The organism is Paenibacillus sp. NRS-1782 (assembly GCF_050467685.1).
In the GTDB taxonomy this organism is placed as follows: Bacteria; Bacillota; Bacilli; order Paenibacillales; family Paenibacillaceae; genus Paenibacillus; species Paenibacillus terrae_A.
Map to the genome: position 1 here is coordinate 137,315 of NZ_JBITPH010000026.1, position 18,614 is coordinate 155,928.

The following is an 18,614-nucleotide window of genomic DNA, read 5'->3' on the forward strand; positions in this document are numbered from 1 at the left end:
TAAAATAATCTTTAAAAATTAGCGATAAACTTCAATTTTGTAACTTGTAGTCCCGGGTCTGTTGAGGTAACATATGAATATATTGGTAGATATAAAGACCTATCTGGTGGGGAGAGTGATCCCGTGCGTGACAAGGCAATGCAGCGATGGAGTACATACGAACCGTTCTACGTAGAGATGGGCGACAAGAAGGTCGCCGATATTGTGATTACAAATCATGCGCAAACACGCTACTTAGACCGTATAGAACAGAAACAGTCCGAAACGAATCATATCGCCGCCTGGCTTTGGGAATGCCTGAAGCAAAACAGGATGGAGTCCTATTATCACAATGAAGAGGATGTATATTTAATTGATGGTGACCTGGTCGTCGTGGCCGAATTTGGTGAGTTGCCTGGCGAAATGGATATTGCGGGTAACCCGCTCCACAAAATGATTGTGATCACCTTTTTGGGACGGATGTCAGAGACCATTGAACTGCGGGATTTGAAGTCATACTATTCTTGGCTGCGCCATTCGCGGCGTATGACACTGATGAAAAGCACCCGCAAACGGAAATAGACGTTGATTTGGCGGAAGGGATGTCGCTCAGTACCTTATCTATTAGAAGTATGCAGGAATCAGCTGCATACTTTTTTTATTATAAAATCTATAATAAAAATCCACTAATTTAGGTCTGTTTTCTTGGGAATCCTTCGACAGATGTTTTTCTTATGTTAAAATAAGGAGATCAGAGAGGGGAGAGGGCTGTCAGTATGAACTTTCATCAGCTGCATATTTTTTATACGGTAGCGGAGCGGGGGAGCTTCTCCGCAGCGGCGCAAGCGCTGCATATGACGCAACCTGCCGTGACGATGCAAATTCAGTCTTTGGAAGATTATTTTGGTACGAAGCTACTGCATCGATCTACCAAAAAAATCGAGCTGTCGGAGGCAGGAGCGACACTGCTGCCTTTTGCGAAAAAAAGCATGCAGCTAATTCGGGAAGCTGATGAGGCGATGTCTGCTTTTACTCACATGCTGGAGGGGAGATTACATATTGGCGCAAGTCTTACGATTGGCGAGTACATTGTGCCGAGAATGTTGGGGCCGTTTGGTCAGGAGTACCCTCATATACGCATGGCAATGAACGTAATGAATACGACTCAAATTATGGATGATATTTTAAAGCATCAATTGAATTTAGGGCTGATTGAAGCACCGGTTCAACACCCGGATATCGTGGTGGAGCCCGTTATGCAGGATGAGCTGAAGCTGATTGTTCCTTCGGATCATGTACTGGCCAAGGCCAAAAAGGTAGTTCTGGAGGACGTGTTTAAGCATCCTTTTGTAGCAAGAGAAAAGGGGTCAGGTACAAGGCAGGTGATAGAGGATGAGCTGAAAAGCCGTGGTGTTGATGCGTCCCGACTTTCCATCGTTATGGAGATGGGCAGCACTGGAGCGGTCAAATCGGCGGTTGAGGCTGGATTAGGTATTACGATGCTATCGCCTTCTTCGGTGAAGCACGAGGTTGCACTCGGATTGCTGAAAATCGTAAATATTACCGATATCACCTTTAAACGCGAGTTTTATGCTATTCATCTGAAATCAGCGCTATTGCCGATTCCGGTGGTGACCTTTCTGTCATTCTTGCGTCGTCATGATCAGGGAACGAACGTGTCCGGGGATACGGTGGACGAGCTTGCAGAGATGAAAGAGGAGGAGAATGCGTAATGGAGGAGCAGACGAATTCGGGACGATACGATTTGCACACTCACACTCAGGCATCTGACGGAATGCAGCCACCAGCGGACAATGTGCGTTGGGCCAAGGAAAAAGGACTGGCAGGGGTTGCAATTACGGATCATGATACGGTAGCTGGGCTGGAGGAAGCTCTTGAGGAAGGACAGAGATTAGGTATTACAGTGGTGCCGGGTGTGGAAATTAGCACACGGGCAGGCGGTAAGGATATTCATATACTCGGTTATTTTATGGATTACCGTAATGAGGTTTTTTTGGAACGGTTGGAAAAGCTGCGTCAGGCGAGGGATACCCGCAATGATCTGATTTTAAGTCGGCTGCGTAGCCTGGGTGTGGAAATCACACTGGGTGAGGTGGTAGCTACGATGGGCAGACCGCTGGCGCCGGATGAAAGCATTGGACGTCCGCATATGGCGGATACGATGGTGCAAAAAGGCTATGCGAAGGATATGAGGGATGCGTTTGACCGTTATTTGGCAGAGGGAGCGCCCGGTTATGTATCTGTGCCCCGAGTGGAGCCTGCGGAGGCCATAAGCTGGATTCGGGAAGCAGCAGGGGTACCGGTGGTGGCTCACCCTGGATTGTATGGCAATGATGAGCTGGTTCGCTCCATTGTAGAGGAGGCGAAGCCTGCGGGCTTGGAGGTGCGACATTCAGACCATGACGATGCGGCTGAGAGTCGATATGCCGCAATGGCGGCACACTACGGGCTGATCCCGACTGGTGGCTCGGATTTTCATGGTGCACGCCAAGGCGTTATTTTTCACGGTGATCTGGGCAGCCGTAGTGTGGAGAGTCAGGTCGTTGAGGAGTTGAGAAAGGCTGCTGTTGGACAAAAGTAAGGAGTGTAGAGCTTTTACGCAAAGATGAGCTGCTATTGCACATATATGAAAATGTATCACAGAATGACGATAGGAAACACAAATAGCCCCTTGTATTGTGTCTGCACACATGAAGTGTGGCTTTGCACAAGGTAAGGGGCTTTAAGTGGATGCAAGGGACTTGTCCGCTATGCTGTGCTTCGCGGCGGGCGTTCCTGAATGCATACTTGTTTACAAAATTGTGCTAGTGCGGCTCAGCCGTTTTTGATGCGATTTGGCAGCTTTTTGACCAGTTCCTCGTCTGGTGTGATAAAGAGCGTACGTTGATGATCGTAGATAACAAAGCCGGGCTTGGCTCCGCTAGGCTTGCGAACATGCCGGATCAAGGTGGCGTCTACGGGCACGCTGCTGGATTGTTTGGCCTGGCTGAAATAGGCAGCGAGCTGAGCTGCTTCCTCCAGCGTTGTGTCTCCGAATTGCTCGGCGCGAATAACGACGTGTGACCCCGGAATATCCTTTGTATGCAGCCACGTGTCATTAGGCCCGGCGAGTCGGTTCGTCACATATTCGTTCTGTAAGTTGTTTTTGCCGACCAGCAGCTCGATGCCTTCGGATGATGTATATACGTGTAGGGTTGGATGGTCCGTTTTCTTCTTTTTCTTCCCTTTTTTGACCCGATCTCGGAGATAGCCTTGCTGAACCAGTTCCTCACGTATTTCCTCAATGTCGTTCATGGAGGCATGAGCTAGTTGCTGTAGGAGATTGTCCATATACCGAATTTCTTCGTGTGTTTTCTCCAGTTGTTCATCAATGACAGCCAGGCTGTTTTTATATTTATTGTACTTTTTGAAGTACCGTTGCGCATTATCTGATGGGCCCAGCAACGGGTCCAGCGGGATGGTCATCAGACGCTGCTCTTCATCATAAAAGTTAGTGAGCGTCACTTCCTTGTCGCCCTTTTTCACTTCATGCAGCGAAGCGAACAGCAGCTCCCCGTAAATGCGAAATTGATCGGCGTCCTCCGCCTCAGCTAAATCCTGATGCAGATGGTCGAGTTTTTTTACGTTTTTGCTCCGTTCATTTTGCAGGAAGCGCAGCAGGTCACTGACCTTTTGCTTGACCGTATCCCGTTCTGCTTTTTCACCGAAAAAGTCCTCCATGCACTCACTGATCGTAGTGTATTCTTTGCGCTCTCCTTGAATCAACGTGAGGGGAATGGCAGAAAATATCACTTTTCCCTGTGCGTTCAGACCGGATACCGGCTGAAAACGATGATTCCGCACGTCATCCATGATGTGAGTAAAGGTATTCCACAGCGGACGATAATCCTCAGCGGGTGCTTCGTTGGAAACTCGGGTCAGCATCTCCTCGGCAATAAGGGGACTCAGTCCAGTAAAGGTGTTCACGATCCAGCGTTTGGGAGCTTCTTCGGCTTCGATAGCTGTCTGATATGAGGATGCAAAAGCTGTTTCTTCCGTTTCCAGCGGATTCAGCTTATTTTGTTCAGGAGGCTCCGTGTATTGAAAGCCGGGCATGATGATCCGATAGCTGCTGATAGACGGTGTGACATGATGGATGCCGTCCAGCATAACGCCTGTTTCCGGGTCAAGCAAAATAATGTTGCTGTGTCTGCCCATCAGCTCAATGATAATTCGCTTGAGTGAAATATCCCCCAGCTCATCGCGCTGACGCACATCCATGTGAATAATACGCTCCATACCCACCTGGGTAATTTTCTCGATGATACCACCTTCGCAATACTTGCGAAGCAGCATACAGAACATAGGGGCCTCCGTCGGATTGAGAAAGCTTTGTTCTGTAAAATGTACACGCGGGAATGTCGGGTTGGCCGACAGCAGCAGCTTGACGCTCCCACCTTGAGCACGCAGATTCAGTAAGATATCGTGATCGTTCGGCTGATGTATTTTATTGATGCGCCCACCCCGGATGCCTTGCAGCCCGTGTACGATAGCGCGGGTTACGATTCCGTCCAATGCCATAATGTCTGTTCTCCTTTGAAGCAAATATTTTTGCCTTCCTTCTATGATACATAACTTTGGGACAAAACTTAAGCGGCATTGTGATATTTCAGGTCCTGTCCGAATAGATTGAATCTAGAAAGTCTGTCCAGCTTATCAGCATTCGTGGCACAAAAACGCAATTACGGGCAGCCATCCTACGCACTACCGACGGAAACGGACTATCTGACCGGGAGGGAATTGGGGAGAATGGAACAAGCACACTGGCACCAATTAAGCAATGAACAGCTTTCAACAAGCCTGGAAGTTGACCCGAAGCAGGGTCTTTCGGAGGAACAGCTTGCGGAAAGAAGAGAAAGGTCAGGATGGAATGAGCTGAGCGAGGGGAAGCGTGTCTCGCCGATCCTGCTGCTGCTAAACCAGTTCAAGGATTTTATGATGCTCGTACTGATGGGAGCCACACTGATATCCGGCCTGCTTGGCGAATATCTGGATGCGATCACCATTATTGCTATTGTTGTGCTGAATGGAATTCTTGGTTTTGTGCAGGAGTTTAGAGCGGAACGTTCGCTTCGAGCTTTGAAGCAGCTGTCCGCTCCGACCGCTAAAGTACTGCGGGCAGGCAAACGGATTCAGATTCAGGCCAGAGAGCTGGTACCGGGTGATATCGTGCTATTGGAAAGCGGCGATCGTATTCCCGCAGATATAAGATGGCTGAGCACGAATGGCTGCAATGTGGAGGAATCCGCCCTGACTGGCGAATCGGTTCCAGTGAGCAAGCATTGCCGTCCTATTCATGCTGCCGAGGTACCGCTGGGAGATCAAAAGAACATCGGCTTTATGGGCACCATGGTGACCAGAGGTACAGCTCAGGGAGTTGTTATTCGTACAGGCATGAACACAGAAATGGGCAAAATCGCAGACTTGATCCAAAATACGGAGTCTCAGGAAACCCCATTACAGCACAGACTGGACCAACTGGGCAAAATTCTGATCATCGTAGCACTGGCGTTAACAGTGCTTGTCGTCGTAGCAGGTATCCTGCATGGACAGCCAGCGATGAGTATGTTCCTGGCCGGGGTGAGCTTGGCTGTAGCAGCTATACCGGAAGGCTTGCCTGCCATTGTGACGATTGCGCTCGCCTTGGGCGTGCAGCGTATGATCAAACGCAAGGCGATTGTGCGAAAACTGCCTTCGGTTGAAACGCTCGGATGTGCGTCTGTCATTTGCTCTGACAAAACAGGTACGCTGACCCAGAACAAAATGACGGTCACCAAGCTTTGGGTGGACGGTCGCTTCTGGGGAGTAACGGGAGAGGGCTATGACCCGCACGGACATATTATGGACAGGGATACTCCTGCGGATCTCAAAAATGGACAATCACTTCGCAGACTGCTGCAAGCCAGCGTGCTGTGCAACAATGCAGAAATTGTTCAAGCCGACATGGATGAGCTGCGTTCGAAAAAGAAAGCCAAGGAGGCGACGCAGACTGCTGTTTGGGAGCTGAAAGGCGACCCGACGGAGGGGGCGCTTGTCACGTTAGCCGCCAAGGGCGGGGTTACGCGTCAAGGGCTGTATGAGCTGTATACACGAGAACGCGAATTTCCTTTTGACTCGGAGCGGAAACGGATGTCTGTACTTGTACGGCATCAGGGAGGGCATATCGTCTTTGCCAAAGGCGCACCGGATGTGTTGTTAGGTCAATGCTCCTACATTTTATGGGAAGGAAATGTCGTTCCACTGACGGGTACGCTGCGCCAAAAGGTGCTGGCAGCCAACGAAGGAATGGCCTCGGAGGCACTCCGTGTACTGAGTGTCGCTTACCGGGATATCCGCTCGCATGAGCGTGTCGTCTCGGTGGAAGAGGCTGAGAATCAGCTCATCTTCATCGGCCTTACGGGTATGATTGATCCGCCACGCCGCGAGGCCCGCGAAGCTATTAGCAAGTGCCGCCGCGCTGGCATCCGCACCGTGATGATTACGGGAGATCACGGTACCACAGCCGAGGCCATTGCGCAGCAGTTAGGCATTTTTCAGCGCGGCTCGCATGTGCTGACCGGACAGCAGCTATCTGTGATGGATGATGCGGCGCTGGACAAAGCAGTAGACATGGTCTCCGTATATGCGCGGGTATCCCCGGAGCATAAGCTGCGGATTGTTAAATCGCTGCAAAGACGCGGGCATGTGGTAGCCATGACTGGAGATGGCGTGAATGACGCGCCAGCGATCAAGGCGTCGGATATCGGTATTGCGATGGGCATCACAGGAACGGATGTGACCAAGGAAGCGGCTGCGCTCGTGCTCAGCGACGATAATTTCTCGACGATTGTAGCAGCGATTGAGGAAGGGCGAAATATTTACGAAAATATTCGTAAATTTATCCGTTATCTGCTTGCCTCCAATGTCGGTGAAATTTTGACGATGTTTTTCGCGATGATGGCCGGTCTGCCATTGCCGTTGCTTCCGATTCAGATTTTATGGGTGAACCTGGTAACTGACGGGCTTCCCGCGATGGCTCTGGGTGTGGATCAGCCGGAAAAGGATCTCATGGAGCACAAGCCACGCGGCGCGAAGGAAAATATTTTTGCCCGTCGTCTCGGCTGGAAAATCATTAGTCGTGGCCTACTGATCGGCTTATGTACGCTTGCGGCTTTCTGGCTGACGCTGCGTATTGCGCCTGATGACGCAGCACAACTGGTCAAGGCACAATCAGTTGCCTTCGCCACATTGGTACTGGCACAGCTCATTCATGTGTTCGATTGCCGCAGCTCCCGTTCTATTTTCCATCGTAATCCGTTTCAAAATAGCTACCTCGTACTTGCCGTACTGTCCTCGGTAGTACTGATGCTAGTGGTTATGTACGTACCTGTACTGCAACCTATTTTCAAAACGGTACCACTCGGCTTCCGCGAATGGGCGCTTTCCATTGTCGCTGCCGGTATTCCGACCTTCCTGATGGGGGCGGGAAGCGTATGGGGCGGTAGACGCAACCGTCGTCGTGGCGGACATACGCGCTTTGCTCCGGGACGCACGAAATTTTCAGCGTAAACTTCCTGCTCGGGACAGACATACTTGCATCACTTTTCCCTTTGTGCCCCGTATGCTATCATGGAACCGAAGCTTCATAAGGAGCATGAGATTAGCAGCAACGGCGGGGGGAAGCTATGGAATTCACAAAAATGCACGGATTGGGTAATGATTTTATCGTTTGGTTTGGGTATCAGGAATTGCCGCCTGACGCTTCGGAATTGGCTGTTCGGCTGTGTGACCGACATTTTGGTGTCGGCGCTGACGGTCTGGTATACATATTGCCATCTGAAAAAGCCGATTTCTGCATGCGCATCATCAACTCAGACGGCTCGGAGGCGGAGCAATGCGGAAATGCCATCCGTTGTGCAGCCAAATATGTGTATGACCGCAAGCATATCAGTCGTGAGCAGATTACGATTGAGACGCTGGGTGCAGGTGTGCAGCAGGTTGAATTGACCGTAGTGGACGGACTTGTACGTCAAGTGAAGGTGGATATGGGAGAACCGATTCTGGAGGGTTTGAAAATCCCAACAACGCTGGATCTGGCTAGTGTCATCAACCAGTCCATCGAAGCTGGAGGCAGCGGCTTTCGTTTTACAGCTGTATCCATGGGCAATCCGCACTGTGTCATTTATGTTGAGGATGCACCTGGCTTTGATCTGGAAGCCTGGGGGCCGAAGCTGGAATGCCACCCGCTGTTCCCTAGAAAAACAAATGTCGAGTTCGCTACGGTACGAAGCCGGGACCACATTGACATGAGAGTATGGGAGCGGGGAGCCGGGCCTACGTTGGCATGTGGAACCGGAGCCTGTGCTACGCTTGTGGCGTCTGTATTGAACGGATACAGCGACCGCCGCGCGATGGTCAGCCTGAAGGGCGGCGATCTGGATATCGAATGGAACGAGAATGACAATCATGTATATATGACGGGGCCGGCTGAGATTGTGTACGATGGTCGTTTGTCCTGAAATAGGCGAATACAGCATGTGATAGAGGAAGTTTGAGATAAGTGTGATGAAGACCTCAGCGGGTCTTCTTTTTTTCGCCTTTTTTTGTATAAAATGAAGGAAATGCGGAGCATGAAGCAACATTCTGTCTTTTTTTGACGTCTGAACCATGTATAATATAGAAAATGAGAAAACGATAAGGAGGCCGTTCATGGTGCGGAAATTTCGTTGGATTTCAGCGTTTGCAGCTCTTATATTTGTAGTCGCCGCGCTTCCGGCTCAGGCCGCGACGGTTCCTGCTACTGCGGAAAAAACGACTGATAAGCAGGTCGGCTCACTAACCCCTACTGTCGTGAATCGTTTGGAAAAGGCAGTACAAGAACTCATCGGTACGAAGACGCCGTTTCAATTTGACGATGTGACGGATATGGGTAAAACCTGGATTGTCGAGGGCGAACTAGAGGATGGAACAGCTACGTTTCAGACGGAATATAATAAGGAAAAAAACAGAGTGGGTTCTACAACCGTTCGATATAAAATAAGCAGCTTGGCAAAAGCGATGGATGCGCCACTCAAAACTAAAGTGCTGAACAGCGCCAAAGCGTTTGACAGCAAGCGTCCTATGCAATTTGAGGCATTCTGGCGGGTCAAATCCCCTTACCAGTCTAACAAGCCTTCGAATTATTGGGTATTCTGGGGTGCAGGGGAAAAGGCTTCCTCGTTGTACGTTGATGTGGATCGCGGCAACAGCATCACTATTAATGCCGACTACCCGCTGAAGCAGGTGGACCCTGTGTTGCTAAACCGTGCAGCGAACAGCTTCAAGCGCGTTAGCGGACAGCGTATCACGGTGCAGCATGCTTCACGTTACAAGGACGAGGCAAAGGGGCTTTCTTATTGGTCGTTTGAGGATGCAAACGAGGCGAGTGAGGTCAAAATTGGCGCAGTAACCGGCAAAGTGCTGGCTGTATCAACCTTTGGGGTGGACTGGAACGATGACGCGGATTTCAAAAAGTCGTTTACCAGCCCTAAATATACGGCCTCTGAAGCTTTGAAGCTGGCCAAGCCCAAGGTCCAACTGTTATTTAACATTAACTTATCCGATTATAATGTTGAAATCCAAGGGAATGCATATACATTTTCCAAAAAACAAAAGGGGACGCCCTCTATTGTGGGTGAAATGAATAAAAAAGGAACTTTTTACGCATTTTCTCTTCATTCTGCTGATGGGAAATTGCAATAAAGGTAATAGAAAATAGCAATGATGAGTCAAGTTGCTTCGCTCCTGATCGCATAATAATGGGGAGTGGGGCGGCTTTTTTTGTTTTTGGCTTATGTTTGCAGTCTCTTTATGTTACATTAGTATGAAAATAAAGAGCGGGGTGGAGAAGAGGACATGAAACCGGATTTGCGTACTGTGCTGGATCGTGAAATTATTGTCGGAGACGGCGCAATGGGAACCTTTTTATATCAGCTTGGATTTCCGGTAAATACGTCTTACGAAGAGCTGAATATCACGTCGCCTGACGTCATATCAGATGTGCATCGTCAATATGTACAAGCGGGAGCACGATTGCTGGAGACCAATACGTTTTCTGCAAACGATTATAAGCTGGCCCGATTCGGACTGGAATCCAAGGTGGAAGAAATTAACCGTGCCGGGGTGAGAATTGCCAGAGCAGCGGCTGGCCCGGAGCATTATGTGGTGGGTGCGGTTGGCTCCATATGCGGTGGCAAACGGCTTAATATATCAAAGGTAGAGCTGGCACGTAACTATGATCAGCAGATTGATGCACTTCTCTCTGAAGGGGTGGACGGCATTTTGTGCGAAACGTTCTATTCGCTGGATGAAGTGCGCATTGCCCTTCGAGGTGTACGTAAATATAGTAATATCCCGGTGATTTGTCAGTTTGCGGTCGATCAGGTAGGGCGTACACAGGATGGATTTTCGGTGGCGGAGGCTTTTACGATGCTGCGAAATGAAGGGGCGGATATCCTCGGATTTAACTGCCACTCTGGCCCACAGGGGATTATGAGTGTGATGGAGCAGCTGGACGGTCCGCTGTCTGTGCCGCTGTCGGTATATCCTAATGCGGGTCTCGCGGATTATGTGGATGGTCACTATGTGTACGGTGCGTCGCCTGAATATTTTGGGGAATGCGCTGCTTCCTTCGTAGAGCTGGGTACGAGAATCATCGGTGGCTGCTGCGGCACCACACCAGAGCATATCGCAGCGATTTCTAAAGCTTTGAATGGTTTGCAGCCTCCTCCGCTGGCTCCGAGAGAGATACGGACAGATGCGCCAGTCATTGTGGCTGAGCCAGAACAGTTTGCACGTGAAGGTGGACGGGGCAACGGTAGAAACGCCAGCGAACCCAACATTGTGGAATTGGTCAAGGAACGGCATACAGTGATTGTAGAGCTTGATCCTCCACGCGATCTGGACATTACGCGGTTCATGCAAGGGGCACAGGCGTTGAAAGCGTCAGGGGCCGATGCGCTTACGCTGGCAGACAATTCACTTGCAGTTACTCGCATGAGTAATATGGCGCTTGGACATCTGGTGAGCCTTGAAACGGGCTTGCGCCCCTTAATTCATATTGCCTGCCGTGACCGTAACCTGATTGGTACCCAGTCCCATATGATGGGCTTTGATGCGCTAGGCATTGATCATGTATTGGCCGTTACGGGAGATCCGGCGCGGTTTGGTGATTTGCCGGGTGCCAGCTCGGTGTATGATATGACTTCTTTTGAAATTATACGTATGATCAAGCAGTTGAATGACGGTATCGCTTTTTCTGGAAAGCCACTCAAGCAAAAAGCTAATTTTGTGGTGGGTGCCGCCTTTAATCCCAATGTCAAGCATTTGGGTAAAGCTGTGCAGCGGCTGGAGAAGAAAATTGCTTCCGGTGCGGATTACATTATGACCCAGCCTGTTTACGACCGCGAACTGATTATAGCTATGGCGGAACAGACTCGTCATTTGGAGGTGCCGATTTTTATCGGTATTATGCCGTTGGCCAGCGGGCGCAATGCGGAGTACTTGCACAACGAGGTACCTGGCATTCAGTTGTCGGACGAGGTTCGTGCACGTATGTCTGGTCTGGAGGGGGCAGAAGGCCGCGCGATGGGCGTAACCATTGCCAAGGAGCTGCTTGATACGGCGATGGAGCATTTTAACGGTATCTATTTAATGACTCCATTTATGTTCTACGAAATGACGGCGGAGCTGACTTCTTATGTATGGCAAAAATCCGGCCGCGTGCAGGCCCCCTTGTTTCGACTATAATAATCAATTACAATAGTATAATGGATGTGATGCCGATGTCATTGAGTATGACCGGATACGGTCAAGCCATCCTTCATTATGAAGGCTATAAAGTGCGCTTGGAGCTGAAATCGGTGAATCACCGCTATTGCGAAGTGATGATGAGGATTCCGCGCGAATGGACTCGTTATGAAGATGGCTTGAGAAGAACGGTTCAACAGCAAATCAAGCGCGGCCGTGTCGACGTCTTTATTCACATGGAACGTGATGAAGAACAGATACCCGCCGCACGGTTGAATGACACTGTAGTGCAGGCTTATTTGCATGCAGCGGAGCAGCTGGCGGATCGGTACGGCGTGAAGGGAACGTTGGGTATAAGCGACATTCTTTCACTGCCTGACGTTCTGGGTGAGCCTGGTGAGGCTTGCAATGGAGACGAAGAGGGCTGGGGAGAGCAGCTTCAGCAAGCTCTGAATGAAGCATTGCAGGGACTGCTGGACATGAGAAGACGAGAAGGCGGGCATTTGGCGCAGGATGTGGAATCCCGTATTTCGCGTTTGGAGTCCCTGCATCATGAAATGACTGTGCTGGCTCCTCATGTTGTGAGCGACTACCGCAACAGGCTAAAACACAGACTTACTGAGCTTCAGGATGGTTCATTTACGCTTGATGAGCATAAGTTCGGAATGGAGATTGCTTTATTCGCGGATCGCAGCAGTATTGATGAGGAGCTTACCCGGCTTCAAAGTCACTTTGGGCAATGCAGGGGATTGCTGCTGTCGGACGAGCCAGCCGGTCGCAAATTAGATTTTTTAATCCAGGAAATGAACAGGGAAGTCAACACGATCGGCTCCAAGGCCAATCATCTTGCTTTAGTTAATTTAGTCGTCGAGATGAAGGCAGAGCTGGAAAAAATTCGTGAGCAGGCTGCAAACATCGAGTAGCTACCTGGTAGCGGCACGGCTGCAATAGTCACATGTATAGGGGGAAAGACCTGAATATGGCAATCAAATTGATCAATATTGGCTTCGGCAATATCGTGTCGGCCAACCGAATTATCTCCATCGTCAGTCCGGAGTCTGCTCCGATCAAGCGGATTATACAAGAAGCTAGGGACCGTCATATGTTGATTGACGCTACCTATGGCCGCCGGACACGAGCTGTTATTATAACGGACAGTGATCATGTGATCTTGTCTGCGGTGCAGCCGGAAACGGTCGCTCATCGACTATCCACCAAAGATGATGACAATGACGAATAAAAATGGAGTGTACTATGGCTAAGGGATTATTATTTGTATTATCTGGACCTTCGGGTGTTGGCAAAGGAACAGTAGGTAACGCACTGCGTGAAAAACTGCCGGAATTGACATACTCGGTTTCCGCGACAACCCGTACGCCTCGCATGGGTGAGCAGGACGGAGTTAACTACTTTTTTAAGTCGCGTGAACAGTTTTTGGACATGATTGAACGGGATGAGCTGCTGGAGCATGCAGAGTACGTAGGTAACTATTACGGCACCCCACGTGATTTTGTAGATCAGACGCTTGCGCAGGGAAAAGATATTTTTCTGGAGATTGAGGTTCAGGGAGCGCTCAAAGTGAAGGAGAAATTTCCTGATGGCATTTTCATTTTCCTGCTTCCGCCTTCGCTGGATGAATTGAAGGACCGGATTCGGGGACGGGGTACAGAAACTCAGGCAACCATTGATCACCGCATGTCGGTAGCTGTGGATGAAATGAATCTGTTGCGTCACTATGATTATGCGGTTGTCAATGATGAGATTGATTTCGCTTGTAAACGAATAGAATCCATTATTATCGCCGAACATTGTAAGGTCCATCCATAAACGAGGACTATATATGCCAAGCGTACTTAAAGAGAAAATTACTATACAAGCTGAACTCGGAAATGTACACTGGAATTCAGCTTGTATAGTCCCAAAACTACATGAAGAGGTGTCTATTCGTGCTGTATCCTTCCATTGATGAAATGATGAAAAAGGCAGATAGTAAGTATTCGTTGGTTGTAGCGGCTTCACGCCGTGCCAGACAGTTGCGCGAGGGTGAGAAGACGACTCTCAAGAATCCTAAATCCCACAAGCAAGTTGGAGTGGCGTTGGAAGAGATCTACGCGGATCATTTGCGTCTTGAAAGTGGCGAAGACGAATAAGAATTATAGACAATTATTATAACCGGGCGCAATGCCAATTTCTTTGACAACCGCAAGGTTGTTATTTTTTTCGGTCAGGGGGAGTTAACGATGTTGAAGGGGAAAGTTATTATTCTTGGTATTACCGGCGGAATTGCCGCTTATAAAGGGGCTGCGCTGTGTAGTAAGCTAACGCAAAAGGGAGCCGAGGTTCATGTCATTATGACGGCATCCGCGAAGGAGTTTATTACCGAGCTTACGCTTCAGTCGCTCTCTCGTAATCCGGTATACAGTGACACGTTTGATGAAAGAGAACCTTCCGTCGTATCCCATATTCATCTGGCGGACAAGGCAGATCTGGTGCTGGTTGCTCCTGCAACCGCGAATATCATCGGGAAAATGGCGAATGGACTCGCTGATGATATGCTGTCCACAACTTTGCTGGCTACGACAGCACCTGTCATGGTAGCACCAGCTATGAACGTGCATATGTATACTCATCCCGCAGTAATGCAAAACATGGAGACGCTCGTATCCCGCGGTGTCATGATGATTGAACCGGGTGAAGGATTGCTGGCTTGTGGTTATGTTGGCAAAGGGCGGCTGGAAGAGCCTGAAACCATCGTACAAACGGTAGAACGATATTTTGAACAGCAAGAGCAGGAAAGTAAGGGAGTCACCAACAAACAGGAGCCACGTTGGTTTGGCGGAGAAGCTGTGGATTCGGGTGGACAATCGCAAGGTTCGCTGCTGAATGGTGATGAACGGCTGCTGTCAGGCAAGAAAGTGATTGTAACTGCTGGGGGCACGATCGAGAGGATTGATCCGGTACGTTATATAACGAATGATTCTTCCGGTAAAATGGGCTTTGCCATCGCAAAAGTGGCTCAGGAGTTGGGTGCTGATGTGCATTTGATTGCTGCTAATACAAGCGCGGAGCCTCCTGTGGGCATTTCGATTGAAAAAGTTCAGTCCGCTGACGACATGTATAGCGTTGTGCTCAGACAGTGGGAAGAGAGCGATTTGGTCGTGATGGCTGCTGCGGTTGCAGACTATCGACCGCGTGAGGTGGCACTGACCAAGATCAAGAAGAAGGATAGTACATTTACGCTGGAGTTAGTGAAGAATGTTGATATTCTGGAATCACTTGGACGGAGCAAGAAGCATCAATTTTTAATCGGCTTTGCTGCGGAAACTGGGAACCTGGAGACGTATGCCATGGATAAGCTGGAGCGAAAAAATTGTGATCTTCTCGCAGCTAACGACGTGACCGCTGACGGTGCAGGCTTTGGCGTCGATACGAACGCTGTACACATTTATGACCGTGGCGGAATGGTAGAACGTATTCCTATGCAGTCAAAGGAAGAAGTAGCGCGTAAGCTCCTTACGATAGCGGCTGGACGTATGGGTGGGGTGTTGCATTAATGGAAATAGGCAATTTAGTTGCCAAAGTTATTGTAGATGTGCCCGCCAAGGATACGGATCGTACTTTCGATTATCTGATTCCTGAGTCGATGCGGCCATGGATTGAGCCGGGTAGCCGGGTTGCAGTGCCGTTCGGCAAACGGACGGTGCAGGCTTTTGTCATTTCGGTAGTACCGGCCGAGGAGCCGCCGAAATATCGGATGAGGGCGATACAGGAGCTGCTGGATTTGGTACCGCCCCTGTCTCCGGATCTGGTAGAACTGGGTAAATGGATAAGCGAACGCTATGCCTGTAATCAAATTATGGCGCTGCAAGTGATGATTCCTACAGCGTTAAAGGGCAAGGCCGAACGTTATATTTCTATCGCTGAGCAGCATGAGTTCACAGATCATCTGCCTGCTGCTGACGTTTTGAATTACAGTTCAGATGCAGATACACATCGAGCCATGCGGCCGGATATGAGGGGAGAACCCGAATGGGCTCTTCTGACCGACGATGGTATGAGTGACCCGGCTGAACGCCAGATTGTCAGCTTTATTCAGGAGAAGGAGCAAGTCCCGCTTCAGCAGCTAAGCCGCCGTTTCCCCGAAGAAGCAGAGATTATTAAATCGCTGTTGCGCCGGGGGGTGCTTCAGGAGAGTCAGGTTATTAAGGACAAGCTTGGCAAGAAGACCATGAAGGCCGTGGATTTGGCTATCGGCATAGAAGAGGCATCAGCGGCGCTGGAACAGTTTTCCGCCAAAGCGCAGCGTCAGCGGGAGGTACTTGCTTTTTTGCTGGAACGTAGCGAGTTTCTGCCCCTGCCGCTGAAGGAAGTTATGACCTCGCTCAGTGTATCAGCCGCAACGGTCAAGGCGCTGGAGGATAAGGGCTATGCGGTGCTTGAGGATGTAGAGGTGTTCCGCGACCCTTATCGGGGTAGAAACTTCAAGCCTACGAAGCCGTTGCCGCTCACCGAAGAGCAGCAATATGTGTATGAACGGATCATCCGGCAGCTGGATACGCGTGAGCAAGGAGCTTATTTGCTGCATGGAGTTACGGGCAGTGGTAAAACGGAAATTTATCTACAGACGATTCAACGCTGTATTGAGCAGAATCGTCAGGCGATTGTGCTTGTTCCGGAAATATCGTTAACACCGCAAATGGTAGAGCGTTTTAAAGGTCGCTTTGGTGATCAGGTCGCGGTGATGCACAGCAGACTGTCCGGAGGCGAACGTTACGACGAGTGGCGCAAAATACGCGAAGGCCGTGTGAAGGTGGCGATTGGCGCCCGTTCGGCTGTATTTGCGCCTTTTCGTGAACTTGGCCTTATTATTATGGATGAGGAGCATGAAACCTCCTATAAGCAGGAAGAGACACCCAAATACCACGCGCGTGACGTGGCTGTACGCAGAGCCCATCAGCATAGGGCTGTGGTTATTCTTGGCTCGGCTACGCCGTCGCTGGAGAGCTATTACGCGGCCCGCTCGCAAAGCAATGACGAGTTTGCGCCGTTGCTGCTTGAAATGCAGACTCGCGCACTAGGGAACTCATTACCCGAGGTGCATATCATGGATATGCGCGAGGAACTACGTGCTGGTAACCGTTCCATGTTCAGCCGCGCATTGCATAACGGAATCGCAGAGCGGCTGGAGCGCAAGGAACAGACCGTATTGCTGCTGAATCGGCGCGGACATTCCACGTTCGTCATGTGCCGTAGCTGCGGTTATGTGGCGGGTTGCCCGCATTGTGATATTTCGCTCACATATCATCAGCGGTCAAACAATTTACGTTGCCATTACTGCGGTTATTCTGAGTCCGTGCCTCAGGTTTGCCCGGAATGCGGTAGTGAGCATATTCGCTACTTTGGCACAGGTACTCAGCGAGTGGAAGAGGAACTGGCAAAGCTGTTTCCCGGTATACGTGTCGTGAGGATGGACGTCGATACAACGACGGAGAAAAATGCCCATGAAAAGCTGCTCAAGCAATTTCGTGATAAAAAAGCGGATGTACTGCTCGGCACCCAAATGGTTGCCAAAGGGCTGGACTTTCCGGATGTAACGCTGGTAGGTGTGATCACTGCGGATTCGGCGCTTAATTTACCGGATTTTCGGGCTGCTGAAAAGACATTTCAGTTGTTAACACAGGTAGCTGGACGCGCCGGGAGGCATCAATTGCCTGGGGAAGTGTTCGTGCAAACCTATACGCCGGAGCATTATTCGGTTATTCACGCGAGTCGGCACGACTACGGTTCTTTTGTCAGGGAAGAGTTAAAACACCGCCGTAATCTACATTATCCACCGTATTGCCGTCTCATTTTGGTGACTTTTTCTCATGAACAGCTCCCGGTACTGGTTCGATTGGCTGAGAACTATTCAGCTACTCTACAGGGGAGGGCAAAACAAAGGGGCTGGTTGGGCAATATGGACCGGCTTACATCGGATGTGCTTGACATTTTGGGACCCGTGGCTTCACCGATTTCGAGAATCAAGAATAGATACCGATTTCAATGTATGATAAAATGGCGTGGAAATATAGACGCAATTGGTCTGGCCCAGCAGGTAGCTGATGAAATGGCGGAATCCGCACAGGCCCAAAAGCTGCTGGTCAGTCTGGATGTCGATCCGCAAATGCTTATGTAGCGTATGCGCAAAAGTTTTCGGTACAGTTAATGCGGACAAGCCGTCCGTACATAGGATAATGTAGCAGTCGCGCTTGTTGTGAATACGACGAAGCTCAAATGAAGGATAAAGAGGAAGGTGTTCTATTGTCATGTCAATTAGAATTATAGTGTTGGAACCGGATGATGTACTGCACAAAGTAGCAAAGGAAGTTACTAAAATTACGCCTAACGTGCAAAAGCTGCTCGACGATATGGCAGATACCATGTATGAAGCTGAGGGAGTGGGCCTTGCTGCTCCACAAGTAGGTATTTTGAAGCGTCTAATCGTTGTGGATGCCGGGGATGAGCATGGTTTAATTAAAATGATTAACCCTGAAATTGTGTCCGAAGAAGGCGAGCAATTTGGTGCTGAGGGCTGCTTGAGTATTCCTGGGTTAAATGGGGATGTACGTCGTGCCGAGAAGGTTACCGTCAAGGGGCTGGACCGTGAGGGTAAGGCGATTACGGTTACAGCGACAGGATTGCTTTCTCGTGCTTTTCAACATGAAATTGACCATTTGAACGGAGTTTTATTTACGGATATTGCGGAAAAAGTATATGAGGTTGCTCCGGAACAGCCAGGACCGAACCGTCAGACAGGAGAGTGAGGTTCG

The 18,614-nt window shown here is 49.8% G+C and carries 15 protein-coding genes; 14 read left to right on the forward strand and 1 reads right to left on the reverse strand.

All coding sequences use genetic code 11. From position 1 onward, the window contains the following. The first annotated feature begins 123 nt into the window (after positions 1-123). The 3 genes from ACIFQM_RS11840 to ACIFQM_RS11850 all read left to right on the forward strand — a co-directional run bounded on the left by ACIFQM_RS11840 (position 124) and on the right by ACIFQM_RS11850 (position 2,581). Positions 124-561 (forward strand): hypothetical protein, encoded by a 438-nt coding sequence (locus ACIFQM_RS11840; RefSeq protein WP_014282310.1) that lies wholly within the window; start codon positions 124-126, stop codon positions 559-561. Positions 562-755: 194 nt separating this feature from the next. Next, entirely contained in the window at positions 756-1,712 is a 957-nt protein-coding gene (locus ACIFQM_RS11845; RefSeq protein WP_430042137.1) for a selenium metabolism-associated LysR family transcriptional regulator, read from the forward strand. After that, a complete protein-coding gene (locus ACIFQM_RS11850; protein WP_430042139.1) occupies positions 1,712-2,581 on the forward strand; it encodes a PHP domain-containing protein in 870 nt (289 codons plus the stop codon). Before ACIFQM_RS11845 ends, ACIFQM_RS11850 begins: the two co-directional genes overlap by 1 nt. 233 nt (positions 2,582-2,814) lie before the next feature. Here ACIFQM_RS11850 and ACIFQM_RS11855 read toward each other — a convergent pair whose 3' ends face one another. Then, positions 2,815-4,560: an Rqc2 family fibronectin-binding protein gene (locus tag ACIFQM_RS11855; RefSeq protein ID WP_430042141.1), complete on the reverse strand. Its 1,746-nt coding sequence runs from the start codon at positions 4,558-4,560 to the stop codon at positions 2,815-2,817. A 228-nt stretch (positions 4,561-4,788) separates the two neighbouring features. On the opposite strand from ACIFQM_RS11855, the gene ACIFQM_RS11860 reads away from it, so the two are divergent. The 11 genes from ACIFQM_RS11860 to def all read left to right on the forward strand — a co-directional run bounded on the left by ACIFQM_RS11860 (position 4,789) and on the right by def (position 18,608). Then, positions 4,789-7,587, forward strand: a complete 2,799-nt coding sequence (locus ACIFQM_RS11860) for a calcium-translocating P-type ATPase, SERCA-type (RefSeq protein ID WP_430042241.1) — start codon at positions 4,789-4,791, stop codon at positions 7,585-7,587. Positions 7,588-7,703: 116 nt separating this feature from the next. Further along, on the forward strand, positions 7,704-8,537 hold the full coding sequence (gene dapF / locus ACIFQM_RS11865; protein WP_430042143.1) for a diaminopimelate epimerase: 834 nt from the start codon (positions 7,704-7,706) through the stop codon (positions 8,535-8,537). A gap of 193 nt (positions 8,538-8,730) precedes the next feature. Continuing rightward, a complete protein-coding gene (locus tag ACIFQM_RS11870; protein ID WP_430042243.1) occupies positions 8,731-9,759 on the forward strand; it encodes a hypothetical protein in 1,029 nt (342 codons plus the stop codon). Between the two features lie 153 nt (positions 9,760-9,912). Next, positions 9,913-11,805: a bifunctional homocysteine S-methyltransferase/methylenetetrahydrofolate reductase gene (locus ACIFQM_RS11875; protein WP_430042145.1), complete on the forward strand. Its 1,893-nt coding sequence runs from the start codon at positions 9,913-9,915 to the stop codon at positions 11,803-11,805. A gap of 35 nt (positions 11,806-11,840) precedes the next feature. Beyond that, positions 11,841-12,728 (forward strand): YicC/YloC family endoribonuclease, encoded by an 888-nt coding sequence (locus ACIFQM_RS11880; protein WP_430042147.1) that lies wholly within the window; start codon positions 11,841-11,843, stop codon positions 12,726-12,728. A gap of 56 nt (positions 12,729-12,784) precedes the next feature. Then, the gene (gene remA, locus ACIFQM_RS11885) at positions 12,785-13,045 is read left to right on the forward strand and encodes an extracellular matrix/biofilm regulator RemA (protein WP_005548256.1); all 261 of its coding nucleotides are present in this window, start codon (positions 12,785-12,787) and stop codon (positions 13,043-13,045) included. Between the two features lie 14 nt (positions 13,046-13,059). Further along, positions 13,060-13,632: a guanylate kinase gene (gmk, locus tag ACIFQM_RS11890; RefSeq protein WP_430042149.1), complete on the forward strand. Its 573-nt coding sequence runs from the start codon at positions 13,060-13,062 to the stop codon at positions 13,630-13,632. Between the two features lie 119 nt (positions 13,633-13,751). Then, the gene (rpoZ, locus tag ACIFQM_RS11895; RefSeq protein WP_013310893.1) at positions 13,752-13,955 is read left to right on the forward strand and encodes a DNA-directed RNA polymerase subunit omega; all 204 of its coding nucleotides are present in this window, start codon (positions 13,752-13,754) and stop codon (positions 13,953-13,955) included. Positions 13,956-14,045: 90 nt separating this feature from the next. Further along, positions 14,046-15,359, forward strand: a complete 1,314-nt coding sequence (gene coaBC / locus ACIFQM_RS11900) for a bifunctional phosphopantothenoylcysteine decarboxylase/phosphopantothenate--cysteine ligase CoaBC (RefSeq protein ID WP_430042151.1) — start codon at positions 14,046-14,048, stop codon at positions 15,357-15,359. Then, on the forward strand, positions 15,359-17,980 hold the full coding sequence (gene priA, locus ACIFQM_RS11905; protein ID WP_430042154.1) for a primosomal protein N': 2,622 nt from the start codon (positions 15,359-15,361) through the stop codon (positions 17,978-17,980). The genes coaBC and priA overlap by 1 nt, the downstream gene beginning before the upstream one ends. A gap of 130 nt (positions 17,981-18,110) precedes the next feature. Beyond that, positions 18,111-18,608 (forward strand): peptide deformylase, encoded by a 498-nt coding sequence (gene def / locus ACIFQM_RS11910; protein WP_025684221.1) that lies wholly within the window; start codon positions 18,111-18,113, stop codon positions 18,606-18,608. Positions 18,609-18,614 lie beyond the last annotated feature (6 nt).